Below are 12,609 nucleotides of genomic sequence, written 5' to 3'. Positions count from 1 at the left end.
TTTGCGCGTACTGTTGATCAAGACCTCCTCGCTCGGCGACGTCATCCATACCCTGCCGGCCCTTACCGACGCGGCCAAAGCGATTCCCGGAATCCGCTTCGACTGGGTGGTGGAAGAGGGCTTCGCCGAGATTCCCGCCTGGCACCCCGCGGTGGCCCAGGTGATTCCAGTGGCGCTGCGGCGTTGGCGCAAGCACCTCTGGCAGACCCTGAAGAGCGGCGAGTGGCGGCGCTTCAAGGCGCGCCTGGGGGAAACCCGTTACGACCTGGTGATCGATGCCCAGGGCCTGCTGAAAAGTGCCTGGCTGACCCGTTACGTCAAGGCGCCGGTGGCCGGCCTGGGGCCGGACTCCGCGCGTGAGCCGATCGCCAGCCGCTTCTATGACCGCCGTTACAGCGTACCGCGCGAGCAGCACGCGCTGGAGCGGGTGCGCCAGTTGTTCGCCCAGGCGCTGGGCTATCCGCTGCCGGCGGGTATTGGCGACTATGGGCTGAATCGCGTGCGCTTGGCCGGTGCGGTGGAGCAGCCGTATCTGCTGTTCCTGCACGGCACCACCTGGCCGAGCAAGCATTGGCCGGAAGCCTGCTGGCGCGAACTGGCCGAACGCATGAGCGCGCTCGGCTGGGCCGTACGCCTGCCGTGGGGCAACGAGGTCGAGAAGGCGCGCGCCGAGCGCATCGTCGCAGGCCTGGACAATGCCGCGTTGCTGCCAAAATTGAACCTGGCCGGCGTGGCCAAGGTGATCGCCGGTGCCAGCGCCTGCGTGGCGGTCGATACCGGGCTCGGCCACCTGGCCGCGGCCCTGGATGTGCCGACCATCTCGCTCTATGGACCGACCTTGCCGGGGCGGGTGGGCGCCTATGGCCGTTCCCAGGTTCACCTGTGCGCCACGGGCCCGGGTGCCGGTTCGGGCGACCGCCACAAGCCCTGTTTCGAGACGCTGTTGCCGGAGCGGGTGGTCGGCGAGTTGCAGGCGTTGCTGCAGGCCGAGGCCGTCGTCTGATGCGGGTGCCGAGCATTTTCCCCGGCTTGCAGCCGGGCTACGCGATTGAAGGGCTGGCCTGATGCAGTTGGCATTTATCCTCTATAAATATTTCCCCTTTGGCGGCTTGCAGCGCGATTTCCTGCGCATCGCCCTGGAGTGCCAGCGGCGCGGTCATGCCATCCGCGTGTATACGCCGATCTGGGAGGGCGAGGTGCCCGAGGGGTTCGAGGTGGTGGTGGTGCCGGTCAAGGCGCTGTTCAACCACAAGCGCAACGAGAAGCTCACGGCCTGGGTCGAGGTCGACCTGGCCAGGCGACCGGTCGACCGGGTGATCGGCTTCAACAAGATGCCGGGGCTGGATGTGTATTACGCCGCCGACGGTTGCTTCGAGGACAAGGCGCAGACCCTGCGCAACCCGATTTACCGCAAATGGGGCCGTTACAAGCATTTCGCCGACTACGAGCGGGCGGTATTCGCCCCGGACGCCAAGACCGAGATCCTGATGATCTCCGAGGTGCAGCAACCGCTGTTCGTCAAGCATTACCACACCCCGCGGCAGCGCTTTCACCTGCTGCCGCCGGGCATCGCCCAGGACCGCCGCGCGCCGGCCAATGCCGGCGAGATTCGCGCCGAGTTCCGCCGCGAATTCGGCCTGGCGGATGACCAGCTGCTGCTGGTGCAGATCGGTTCTGGGTTCAAGACCAAGGGCCTGGATCGCAGCCTGAAAGCCGTCGCCGCCTTGCCGCGCGAGCTGCGCCAACGCACCCGGCTGATCGTCATCGGCCAGGACGACCCGCGTAGCTTTCAGTTGCAGGCCAAGGCGCTGGGTATTGCCGAACAGGTGCAGATCCTCAAGGGCCGCAGCGATATCCCGCGTTTCCTGCTCGGCGCCGACCTGCTGATCCATCCGGCCTACAACGAAAACACCGGCACCGTGCTGCTCGAGGCGCTGGTCGCCGGCCTGCCGGTGCTGGTGACCGATGTCTGCGGTTATGCCCATTACATCCGCGACGCGGATGCCGGGCGGGTGCTGCCGAGTCCCTTCGAACAGGAGCGGCTCAATCATACCCTGGCCGACATGCTGGCCGACGATCAGCGCCGTGCCTTCTGGGGGCGTAACGGCCTGGCCTATGCCGACTGTGCCGACCTCTATTCCATGCCGCAGAAGGCGGCCGATGTGATCCTGGCGGAGCGCCCATGAATTTCTTGTGTAGGGTGCGCTGTGCGCACCACAAGGCCGGCATCGCCGCTTCACCGGTGCGCATGGCCTGGGCGGCCCCGCGACACCCTGCGGATGGAGGCACCCGCCAGCAAGGGTGGCAAGCATGCGCCTGATCCTTGCCGAACCCTTTAAAAGTCTGTGGGCCGACCAGGACCCTTTTGTCGCGGTGGAGGCCTTGCAGGGCCAGGTCTACCGCGAGCTGGAGGGCCGCCGCACCCTGCGCACCGAAGTGGCCGGGCGTGGCTATTTCGTCAAGATCCATCGCGGCATCGGCTGGGGCGAGATCGCCAAGAACCTGCTCACCGCCAAGTTGCCGGTGCTCGGCGCGGGGCAGGAGTGGCGAGCGATCCAGCGCCTGCAGGAAGCCGGCGTGGCGACCATGACCGCGGTGGCCTATGGCGAGCGCGGCAGCAATCCGGCGCAGCAGCATTCCTTTATCGTCACCGAGGAGCTGGCGCCCACCGTCAGCCTGGAGGACTTCAGCCTCGACTGGCTGCAGAACCCGCCCGCGCCTGCGCTCAAGCGCGCGCTGATCGCCGAAGTGGCGCAGATGACCGGGCGCATGCACCGCGCCGGGGTCAACCATCGCGACTGCTACATCTGCCACTTCCTGCTGCACACCGACAAGCCGGTCGGTGCGAGCGATTTGCGCCTGTCGCTGATCGACCTGCACCGCGCGCAGATCCATGCCCGCTTGCCGCTGCGCTGGCGCAACAAGGACCTGGCGGGGCTGTACTTCTCGGCCCTGAATATCGGCCTGACCCGGCGCGACAAGCTGCGCTTTCTCAAGGGCTATTTTTCCGCCCTGCATGACCCGCAAAGCCAGGGTGCGCCGTCGCTGCGGCAGATCCTGCGCGACGAGGCGCAGTCGCTGGCCTGGTTACAGCGCAAGGCGGACAAGCTGCTGGCCCGCTATGCGCGCAAATATGCCCCGGGTGCCGCTCATGAGTGAGTGGCGGCTGAGCGAGCAGGCGTCGCCGCGGGTGGCGGCGGCCTTTGCCGATCTGGATGCGGTGTTCGCCCTGCAAGGCGAGTGCATCACCCGCGACCCGCTGTCCGAGGTGCTGCGCGTCGAGTACGAGGGCGTGCGCTACTACGTCAAGCGCTATCACGGCGCCGGCAAGGGGCTGCGCCGCTTCATCGGGCGGCCGCGGGTCAAGGCCGAGTGGCAGAATCTCAAGTATTTCGCCAAGTGGGGCATCGCCACCGCGCCCATCGTCGCCTACGGACTGGAGCGCAAGGCTGGCGCCTTCGTCCGCGGCGCGCTGATCACCCGCGAGCTGGTCGCCACCGAGGACCTGGCGCAGCTGGCGCAGCGCGATGCGGCCTGCCTGCGCGACCGCACCTGGGTGGCGCGGGTCAGCCAGCAACTGGCCGCGGCGACCCGAACCCTGCATGACCACCACTTCACCCACAACGACCTGAAGTGGCGCAACCTGCTGGTCAACGATCGGGCCGAGCTGTTTCTCATCGACTGCCCGACCGGCGCCTTCTGGTGGGGGCCGTTGCTGCGCTATCGCATCGTCAAGGACCTGGCCTGCCTGGACAAGGTGGCCAAGTACAAGTTGTCGCGCACTCAGCGCCTGCGTTTTTATCTGCAGTACCGCGGGCGGCAGCGCCTGAATGCTTCGGACAAGCGCCGTGTGCGGCAGGTCGTGGGCTATTTCGAGGGCCGCGAATGAAGGATTTTATCGCCGAGCAGGATCGTGCGCTGCTCGAGCGCCACGGCCTGGCCGACTATGACGCGCTCTGGGCGCTCAAGCTGGAGGCGGTGGACGAACCGAACACCGAGCGCGGCGGCTGGAGCAGTGTCTATCGCCTGGACCTGGGCGAGGCCGCGTTCTACCTCAAGCGCCAGAGCAATCACCTCATCCGTCGGCTGAGCTGCCCGCTGGGGGAGCCGACCTTTGCCCGCGAGTTTCGCAATATTCAGCGCTACCAGCGCCTGGGGATTCCGGCGCTGCAGGCGGCGTTTTTCGCCCAGCGCCGGGTGGCCGGCGAGCGCCGGGCGATTCTGCTGACCCGCGCCCTGGATGGCTGGCAGGATCTGGATGCGTTGCTGGACGGTTGGCAGCAGCGCGCCGAGAGCGAGCGCGCGAACATTCTGCGCAGTTGCGGCGCACTGGCGCGGCGTCTGCACGACGCCGGGCAGATGCATGGCTGCTTCTACCCCAAGCATATTTTCCTCAAGCGGGACGCCGACGCCTTCAGCGCGCAATTGATCGACCTGGAAAAGACCCGGCCGTTGCTGTTCGGCGAGCGTGACCGGATCAAGGACCTGGAGCCGCTGCTGCGTCGCGCCAGCCTCTGGAGCGAGAGCGAAGTGCGCCAGTTGCTGGCTGCCTATCTGGGCGCGGGCGCCGATGTCGAACACTGGTGGCAACGCCTCGGCCGTCGCCGTCGCAACAAGGAGACGCGCCCTTGACCCTCGCTGAATTGAGTCGGGCCGGGCGTAGCCCGCAGTTGCCGTTGTCTATCGAGTTGGCGGACGCTGCCGGACCGGCCACCCTGGTGCTGCAGCGTCTGCTGCGCGTGCTGCCCGGGCAGCGCTATGTCGGCGTGGCCGAGTGGCGCGGGCGCAAGGTGCTGGCCAAGCTGCTGGTCGGCGGCAAGGCGGCGCGCGCCTTCCAGCGTGAACTGGACGGCGCCCGCCTGCTCGCCGGGCAGGGTCTGCCGACGCCGCTGCTGCTGGCCGATGGCTTGCGTGACGGCGAGGGCGGTTGGCTGCTGTTCGACTACCTCGATAATGCCGAGAGCCTGTGGGATGCCTGGCGCGCGGTCGAGGGGCAGCCGTTGCTGTCGGATGACCAGCAGAGCGTGCTCGGTGAAGCCCTGGCGCTTATCGCCCGGCTGCATGGCCGGGGTCTGTGGCAAGCCGACCTGCATCTGGACAACCTGCTGCGCCATGCCGGCCAACTGCATGTGATCGACGGCGGCGGTGTGCGTGGCGAAACGCCCGGGCAGCCGCTGTCGCGGGACAAGGTGCTGGAAAATCTCGGGGTGTTCTTCGCCCAACTGCCGGTCGAGCTGGAGTCGTTCATCGAGGAGTTGCTGGTGCATTACCTGCTGGCCAATGGCGAGCATGCCCTGCCGGTGGAGGCCTTGCTCGAGGAGATTGGCAAGGTTCGCCGCTGGCGCCTGCGCGACTACCTGCGCAAGGTCGGCCGCGACTGCAGCCTGTTCAGCGTCCGCCGCGGTGCATCGATCCTGCAGGTGGTGCGGCGCCGGGATGAGAGCCGCCTGGCACCCTTGCTGGCCGATCCGGATGCGGCCATCGCCGCCGGTCAGTCGCTCAAGCTCGGCGGCACCTCCACGGTGGCGCTGGTCGGGCAGGCTGGCCAGCAGTTGGTGGTCAAGCGCTACAACATCAAGGGCTTCGCCCATTGGCTCAAGCGTTTCTGGCGGCCCAGCCGCGCCTGGCACAGTTGGCGCGAGGGCAATCGCCTGGATTTCCTTGGCATCGCCACGCCCAAACCCCTGGCCCTGCTGGAGCGGCGCAGCCTGTGGCTGCGCCGGCGCGCCTATCTGATTACCGAATACGCCGCCGGTGAGGATATAATCGCGCGCTTCAAACCCTGCCTGGACGCGCCGGGGGAGGCCGGTTCGCCGCCCGAGGTCGAGCTCCAGGCGCTGGATCTGCTGTTCGCGGCCCTGCTGCGCGAGCGCATCAGCCATGGCGATCTCAAGGGCAGCAACCTGCTCTGGGAGGGCGGCCGCTGGGTTCTGATCGATCTGGATGCCATGCAGCAACACCTGAGTGCGCACAGTTTCGCCCGGGCCTATGCCCGCGACCGCGCCCGCTTTCTGCGCAATTGGCCGGCCGATTCAAGGCTGTTCCAGCTGCTCGACGAACGTTTACCGCAGGTGCCCGGCACCTGCCCTGAATAGAGGCTTTCACCTGTGGCACTGACGATTCTTGGCCTGTCCGGCGCTCTCAGTCACGATCCTTCCGCCGCCCTGTATATCGACGGCAAGTTGATCGCGGCCGCCGAAGAAGAGCGCTTCGTGCGCGACAAGCACGCGAAGAACCGCATGCCCTACGAATCGGCCAAGTTCTGCCTGGAACAGGCCGGGATCAAGCCGAGCGACGTCGACGTGGTGGCGATTCCCTTCGCCCCCATCAGCCTGTTCGGCGAGGCGCGCTGGAAGTACGCCAAGCGCTACTGGTACGCCCCGGACCGTGCCCTGGATGCGATCCTGATGGGCAACCGCCGCTACAAGCGCTACCGCAACAAGATCGTCTGGTGCCTGGAGCAACTGGGTTTCGACTCGAAGCAGATCAAGATCGAGCCGGTCGAGCACCACCTGGCCCACGCCTCCAGTGCCTACCACTGCTCGGGCTTCAAGGAGAAGACCGCGATCCTCGGCATCGACGGCAAGGGCGAGTATGCCACCACCTTCTTCGGCTACGGCGAGAACGGCAGGATCCACAAGATCAAGGAGTTCTTCGACCCGGATTCGCTCGGTGGCCTGTATGGCGCGATCACCGAATTCCTCGGCTTCGAGATGCTCGACGGCGAGTTCAAGGTCATGGGCATGGCGCCCTACGGCGACGCCAGCAAGTACGATTTCTCGCGTCTGGCCACGTTCGAGAACGGCGAACTGATCATCAACACCGAGTACGCCAACGTCATCGGCCTGCGCCGCTATAAAGAGAAGGGCAAGGGCTACTACTTCTCGCCCAAGCTGATCGAGTGGCTGGGGCCCAAGCGGGTCGGCGATATCGCCGACGACCCTTACATCCACTTCGCCGCCAGCATGCAGGCGCTGTTCGAGAAGCTGGCGCTGCAGATGATGGACCACTACCTCGGCGACATCATCAAGCAGACCGGCAAGATCGCCTTCGCCGGCGGCTGCGCGCTGAACGTCAAGCTCAACCAGAAGATCATCGCCCGCGACGAGGTCAAGGAGCTGTTCGTCCAGCCGGCCTCCGGCGACGCCGGCACCGCGGTCGGCGCCGCGGCCTATGTGTCGCATGCCCGCGGCGTGCCGGTGGAGAAGATGGAACACGTCTACCTCGGCCCGTCCTTCTCCAACGAGGACGTGATCGCCGCCTGCGCCAAACACCCGAGCAGGCCGGTGTTCAAGCAGATCGACAACATGCCGCAGCGCATCGCCCAGATCATGGTCGCGGGCAATCCGGTGGCCTGGTTCCAGGGCCGCATGGAGTTCGGCCCGCGCGCCCTCGGCGGCCGCTCGATCATTGGTTGCCCGAGCATCCCCGGGGTGGCCAACCGGATCAACGAGCAGATCAAGTTCCGCGAGCGCTGGCGCCCCTTCTGTCCGTCGATGCTCGACACCGTCGGCCCGCAGATGCTCAAGGTCGATCACCCGAGCCCGTTCATGACCTTCACCTTCGAAGTCAATGAAGAGTGGAAGACCCGCGTCGGCGAAGTGGTCCACGAAGACGGCACCTCGCGCGCCCAGGTGCTCAAGCGCGAATACAACCCGCGCTACTACGACATGATGCTCGAACTGGAAAAACTCACCGGCAACGGCGTGTCGCTCAATACCTCGCTGAACCGCCGCGGCGAGCCGATGATCTGCTCGCCTAAAGATGCGTTAGACATGTTCTACGGTTCGGATCTGCAGTATCTGATCATGGAAGACATTTTGGTGGTCAAGGACGGCATGGATTGGTATGACAATGTCGGCTAAGCCGCTGCTGAGCGTTGTGATTCCCGCTTACAACTACGCGGCGGTGTTGCCGCGTGCGGTCGAGTCGGTACTCGCGCAACTGGATGAAGCATCCGCCGAGCTGGTCGTTATCGATGATGGCTCAACGGATGACTCTCGGCAGGTGCTTGACGGGCTGCTGGCGACTCATCCCGGACGCTTTCGCGTCGTCCACAAGAGCAACGGTGGCGCCTCCTCGGCGCGCAACCTGGGCATACGCGAGACTGCGGGCGACTACCTGATCTTTCTCGATGCCGATGACCAATTGGCCCCCTCCGCCTTGGCGGCACTGCGCGCGCACCTGACGGCGCAGCCGCAGACGCGCCTGGTGATCGGTGGGCATATCGCTGTCTCCCCCGATGGCAAGCGTCGGGAGCACAAAGCTATCGTCTTGCCCGAACAGCCGCTGGAGCGGTTGAAGGCCTATCTGCTGGACAAGCGCCTGGCCCTGTCCAATGGCGCCTGTGCCATGCACCGCGAGCTGTTCGCGCGTGGTGGCTATCCCGAGGCGTTCCGCAGTGCCGAGGATATCCCGGTGTTTGCCCAGGCCCTGGCCAATTACCCCTGCACCCTGCTGGAGCAGCCGCTGGCGCTGATCCACAAACACAACGACAGCCTGCGCCACCAGTTCAGCCACGCCAAGGCCGGTGGCCTGGCGCTGGTCGACGAAGTGTTCGCCCCGCAGCGGCTGGATGCGCGCTTTCAGGTGCTGAAAACCGCATTCTATGTGCAGCGCTGCCTGTCGCTGTTCCGCAGCGCCTACCTGGCCGGCGATGTGGCGGCGGCCAAGTCGTACTTCGTTGCGGCGGTGAAGGCGGATTGGCGAGTGCTGTTGAAGGGCTCTTATGCACGCAAGGCCGTGCGCCTGTGGCTGGGGCTGGGAGCATGAGCCGCAAGATCAAGGTGCTGCAGTTGCAGAATCGCTACAACGTCAATGCCTCCGATCTGGCCGAACAGGTCATCCAGGGCTTGCCCGCCGAACGTTTCGAGGTGACCACGGCGTTCCTGCGCGGACGCCCCGGTCCGGGGGAGCCGGAGAGCCGGGCGGCCCGTTCGATCTACTTCGGCTTCAGCCAGTCGGACCTCAAGGGACTGCGCCTGCGGGCATTGTGGCGCCTGTATCGGCTGTGGCGCGAGCAGCGCTATGACGTGGTGATTGCCCATCGCTTCAAGCCGATGAACATGCTGATGCTGCTCAACCGCTGCCTGCGCATTCCGGCTTGCATTGGGGTGCAGCATGGCATCGGCGACTTCGATCGGGCCTACCGGCGCTGGGAAGCACGCCGACTGTTGACTGCCAACTGGCGCATCGTCGGCGTGTCGCGGGCGGTGCGTGACTATCTGGTGGGCTGCGGGGCGGGTTTCGATGCCGGCAATACCGTGCAGATCAACAATGCCATCGATATCGACCGCGCCGAACGCCTGCAACATCCGCGCGAGCAGGCGCGCAGTCTGCTCGGGCTGGCCCGGGAACCCTTCATTTTTGGCGCCATTGGCCGGCTGGTGCCGGTGAAGGGGCATATCCACCTGATCGAGGCCTTCGCCCAGGTACAGTCCGTTTACCCGCAGGCGCAGCTGGCAATCATCGGCGAAGGGCGCATGCGCGCCGAACTCGAAGCCGCAATCGCCCGCTTTGGCCTGGGCGGAAAAGTGCAGCTGCTCGGCGCCCGCGAGGACGCTCTGCAGTACGTGCGAGCCTTCGATGCCTTCGTCATGCCGTCGCTCAGCGAGGGGCTGCCGCTGGCCTTGCTCGAGGGCATGAGCGGTCATCTGCCGGTGATCGGCTCGGATATCCCAAGTTTGCGACCGATACTCGAGGATTGTGGGGGGCGGATATTCCCGGTTGGTGATGTCGCTACCCTGGCCAAGCAGTTGGGGGCGGTGCTGAACCTGGATGCCGAACAACGCCGTGCCGAAGGTGAGCGGGCCTACAGCTACTTACGCGGCGCGCATGCCATCGAGGATTTCCGCCTGCAGTATCTGCAGTTGATCGAGCAATCACTAGCCGCGGAGCGAGCAGCCTTATGAGTGATATTCAGGACGTCGAACTGCCGCTGGTGACGGTGATCATTCCGTCCTACAACCACGGTAAATACGTCGAGCAAAGTATTGCCAGCGTGTTGCAACAGTCCTACCCGCGGGTGGAGTTGCTGGTCGTCGATGACGGTTCGCAGGATGACAGTGTCGAGCGCATTCAGCGTCTGCAGGCGATACACGGCTTCGATTTTCGGGTGCAGGCCAATCAGGGCCTGTCGCGTACCTTGAATGGCGCCATCGCCCGGGCTTGCGGCAGCCTGATCGCCCCCTTCGGCTCGGATGATGTCATGTGTCCCGAGCGTCTGGCGCTACAGGTCGCGCACCTGCGTGACAAGCCGGAAGTGGGTATCTGTGGCGGCAATATCGAGAAAATCGACGAAACCGGTCGGCCGTTACCCAAGCAGCGCATGAAGCCGGCCCGGCGCCTGACCTTCGACGATATCTTTCTCGGACGCCAGCCGGGTGCCCCAGCGCCCACCATGCTGTTTCGTCGGGAGGCGCTGGAAGCTGTCGGCGGCTTCGATCCGGAAATCAGGCTCGAGGATCTGCTGATCAAGCTGAAGATCACCCGGGCGGGCTATGTCATCGATGTACTGGATGCGGTATTGGCCCAATACCGTACGCATGAACATAACACCTATAAGAACTATCGATTCATGATCGATAACGTGCTGAAGACCTATGCACAATTCAGTGACGAGCCCGCTTATGCCGAGGTTTGCGCGCGATTTGTCAATTCCATGCTGCTCAAATGCGCACGAGAGGATAAAGCGCTGGCCCGTGAGTTATTCGAGCAGCTGCCCTGGCGTTTCTGGAATCGCAAGACGGCGCGTGCCCTGGGGCGTTTTCTCTTGCCGGCTGCCAGGCGGACGAGCTGAGTCCGGCTCCTCAGGCCAGTGTGCGCAGTATCTTGGCAGGTATGCCGCCAGCGACAACATTCTCGGGGATGTCGCTGTTTACGATCGAGCCATTGGCGATCACGCTGTTGTCGCCAATGCATACGCCTTTGAGCACGGTGACGTCCGCGCCGATAAACACATTCGAACCGATGCTGACGGCTTGGCTCTGCTGCAGCCCCGAGCTGCGCAAGCTGGGTTCGAGGCAGTGGAAGTCGGAGTCGTAGGCCGAGAAGTTGTGGCCGATCAGGGTGTTGTCGCCAATGCTGATGCTGCTGCGCTCGGCAATCAGCACGGCGTTGTTGTTGAGGTGGCTGTTTGCGCCTATCACGATCTTCGCTGTGACTTCCCGGGCCTCGATGTGGGCGTAGCCGTTGAGGAAGAAAGGCGATGGCCATACGCCGATAGTGGATCTGCCAATGCGTATTTCGCCTCGCCCGGAGAACAGTGCCGGTTGTTTCAGGCGACCCTGCATGAGACGTGGCGGGTTCTCCTGCGTATTTCGGCCCACCGTGACCGGTCGTTTCGGTAGATCGTGACCGTCCATTTCGCTAACGCGTGACCGCTCATTTCGCTAACAACGTGACCGATTTCCAGCCTGCTCCGAAACAGGCGGTCACGACTTACCGAAATCATCGGTCACGGCTTAGCGAAACGCTTCCACCCCGTTGCGCATGACCTGACGCGACCGTCACCCTCGCCCGATTTTGGGGAGTAGAGGAATGGCGGCGCAGCGAGTAGCCATGCGTAATATCAAAGAATGTCTGCGCCTCAAGTTTGAGGGAGGCCTCTCTCACGAGAAGATCGCCCGGGCCTTGCAGCTGTCCAAGGGCGTCGTCAGCAAGTACGTCACGGCGGCCAGCGAGACAGGCCTGGAGTGGGCGGCGCTGGCCGCGCTGGATGAAGTGGCTCTGGCCGCGGCACTGTTGCCAACTGCCAAGGTGCGCCACACCCGCGGCGAGCGGGTGCTGCCGGATCTGCTCACTATCCACCGCGAACTGCGGCGCAAGGGCGTCACCCTGCAACTGCTGTGGGAGGAGTACGTCGCCGCCCATCCCGAGCAGCCGACCTACCGCTATACCCAGTTCGTCGAGCACTACCGCCGCTACGCCAGCACCCTCAAACGTTCGATGCGCCAACAGCACCGGGCCGGCGAGAAGCTGTTCATCGACTATGCCGGCCCGACGCTGCCGGTGATCGATCCGGCCACCGGCGAGATCAGCCGGGCGCATATCTTCGTCGCGGCGCTGGGGGCCTCGAACTACACCTATGCCTGCGCCACGCCGGGGGAAACCCAGGTGGACTGGCTGACCGCGCTGGGCCAGGCGTTCAGCTACCTAGGCGGCGTCAGCGAGATGGTCGTGCCGGACAACCCGCGCGCGCTGATCGCCCACCCCGATCGCTACGAGCCGGGCTTGAACCGCGCCGCACTGGAGTGTGCCCGGCATTACGACACGGTGATGCTGCCGGCACGGCCGCGTAAGCCCCAGGACAAAGCCAAGGCCGAGGTGGCGGTACAGGTCGTCGAGCGCTGGATCATGGCGCGGCTGCGACACCAGCAGTTCTTCAGCCTGCACGCGCTCAACCAGGCGATTGCCGAGCTGCTGGAGGACTTGAACCAGCGCCCGTTCAAGAAGCTCGACGGCTGCCGCCGGGAGTGGTTCGAGCGGCTCGATCAACCGGTGCTGCGGCCGCTGCCACTGCATCCCTACGAGGTGGTGACCTTCAAGCGCTGCAAGGTCAACATCTTGTGTGGCCTTGCGATTTCTGTGGCCTTCAGTCCGCGGCACGGC

The 12,609-nt window shown here is 65.0% G+C and carries 12 protein-coding genes; 11 read left to right on the top strand and 1 reads right to left on the bottom strand.

The window, feature by feature from the left end; translation table 11 throughout:
* The first annotated feature begins 1 nt into the window (after position 1).
* The 10 genes from waaC (at position 2) to BM315_RS11455 (ending at position 10,798) form a co-directional block, all read left to right on the top strand.
* On the top strand, positions 2-1,003 hold the full coding sequence (gene waaC, locus BM315_RS11500; protein ID WP_090501013.1) for a lipopolysaccharide heptosyltransferase I: 1,002 nt from the start codon (positions 2-4) through the stop codon (positions 1,001-1,003).
* 61 nt (positions 1,004-1,064) lie between these two features.
* Positions 1,065-2,186, top strand: coding sequence for a glycosyltransferase family 4 protein (locus BM315_RS11495; protein WP_090501011.1), 1,122 nt, complete (start codon positions 1,065-1,067; stop codon positions 2,184-2,186).
* Positions 2,187-2,310: 124 nt separating this feature from the next.
* Positions 2,311-3,159 carry a lipopolysaccharide core heptose(I) kinase RfaP gene (gene rfaP, locus BM315_RS11490; RefSeq protein WP_090501008.1) on the top strand — a complete coding sequence of 283 codons (849 nt, stop codon included), beginning with the start codon at positions 2,311-2,313 and terminating at the stop codon, positions 3,157-3,159.
* Positions 3,152-3,889, top strand: coding sequence for a lipopolysaccharide kinase InaA family protein (locus tag BM315_RS11485; protein WP_090501260.1), 738 nt, complete (start codon positions 3,152-3,154; stop codon positions 3,887-3,889). The genes rfaP and BM315_RS11485 overlap by 8 nt, the downstream gene beginning before the upstream one ends.
* Positions 3,886-4,632: a lipopolysaccharide kinase InaA family protein gene (locus tag BM315_RS11480; protein WP_090501006.1), complete on the top strand. Its 747-nt coding sequence runs from the start codon at positions 3,886-3,888 to the stop codon at positions 4,630-4,632. The genes BM315_RS11485 and BM315_RS11480 overlap by 4 nt, the downstream gene beginning before the upstream one ends.
* The gene (locus BM315_RS11475; protein ID WP_090501005.1) at positions 4,629-6,095 is read left to right on the top strand and encodes a lipopolysaccharide kinase InaA family protein; all 1,467 of its coding nucleotides are present in this window, start codon (positions 4,629-4,631) and stop codon (positions 6,093-6,095) included. Before BM315_RS11480 ends, BM315_RS11475 begins: the two co-directional genes overlap by 4 nt.
* Positions 6,096-6,107: 12 nt before the next feature.
* On the top strand, positions 6,108-7,865 hold the full coding sequence (locus BM315_RS11470; RefSeq protein WP_090501003.1) for a carbamoyltransferase family protein: 1,758 nt from the start codon (positions 6,108-6,110) through the stop codon (positions 7,863-7,865).
* On the top strand, positions 7,849-8,772 hold the full coding sequence (locus BM315_RS11465; RefSeq protein ID WP_090501001.1) for a glycosyltransferase family 2 protein: 924 nt from the start codon (positions 7,849-7,851) through the stop codon (positions 8,770-8,772). Before BM315_RS11470 ends, BM315_RS11465 begins: the two co-directional genes overlap by 17 nt.
* Entirely contained in the window at positions 8,769-9,911 is a 1,143-nt protein-coding gene (locus BM315_RS11460; protein ID WP_090500999.1) for a glycosyltransferase, read from the top strand. Before BM315_RS11465 ends, BM315_RS11460 begins: the two co-directional genes overlap by 4 nt.
* Positions 9,908-10,798: a glycosyltransferase family 2 protein gene (locus BM315_RS11455; protein WP_090500996.1), complete on the top strand. Its 891-nt coding sequence runs from the start codon at positions 9,908-9,910 to the stop codon at positions 10,796-10,798. The genes BM315_RS11460 and BM315_RS11455 overlap by 4 nt, the downstream gene beginning before the upstream one ends.
* A gap of 10 nt (positions 10,799-10,808) precedes the next feature.
* Here the strand turns inward: BM315_RS11455 and BM315_RS11450 are convergent, their stop codons facing one another.
* Positions 10,809-11,327 carry an acyltransferase gene (locus tag BM315_RS11450; protein ID WP_170862206.1) on the bottom strand — a complete coding sequence of 173 codons (519 nt, stop codon included), beginning with the start codon at positions 11,325-11,327 and terminating at the stop codon, positions 10,809-10,811.
* A 211-nt stretch (positions 11,328-11,538) separates the two neighbouring features.
* Between BM315_RS11450 and istA the strand changes: the two genes are divergently transcribed.
* Positions 11,539-12,609: IS21 family transposase (gene istA, locus BM315_RS11445; RefSeq protein WP_141123939.1), on the top strand; the 1,071-nt coding region annotated here is incomplete at its 3' end.

The sequence above is a fragment of the Pseudomonas borbori genome, from assembly GCF_900115555.1.
Lineage (GTDB): Bacteria > Pseudomonadota > Gammaproteobacteria > Pseudomonadales > Pseudomonadaceae > Aquipseudomonas > Aquipseudomonas borbori.
The sequence above is the reverse complement of the archived record's forward strand: the minus strand, read 5'-3'. Positions and strand labels throughout refer to the sequence as shown.

Bases quoted from the DNA above. Each gene is read 5' to 3' on its own strand.
- BM315_RS11495 (WP_090501011.1), top strand. From the start codon at position 1,065: ATGCAGTTGGCATTTATCCTCTATAAATATTTCCCCTTTGGCGGCTTG.
- rfaP (WP_090501008.1), top strand. From the start codon at position 2,311: ATGCGCCTGATCCTTGCCGAACCCTTTAAAAGTCTGTGGGCCGACCAG.
- BM315_RS11485 (WP_090501260.1), top strand. From the start codon at position 3,152: ATGAGTGAGTGGCGGCTGAGCGAGCAGGCGTCGCCGCGGGTGGCGGCG.
- BM315_RS11480 (WP_090501006.1), top strand. From the start codon at position 3,886: ATGAAGGATTTTATCGCCGAGCAGGATCGTGCGCTGCTCGAGCGCCAC.
- BM315_RS11465 (WP_090501001.1), top strand. From the start codon at position 7,849: ATGACAATGTCGGCTAAGCCGCTGCTGAGCGTTGTGATTCCCGCTTAC.
- BM315_RS11460 (WP_090500999.1), top strand. From the start codon at position 8,769: ATGAGCCGCAAGATCAAGGTGCTGCAGTTGCAGAATCGCTACAACGTC.
- BM315_RS11455 (WP_090500996.1), top strand. From the start codon at position 9,908: ATGAGTGATATTCAGGACGTCGAACTGCCGCTGGTGACGGTGATCATT.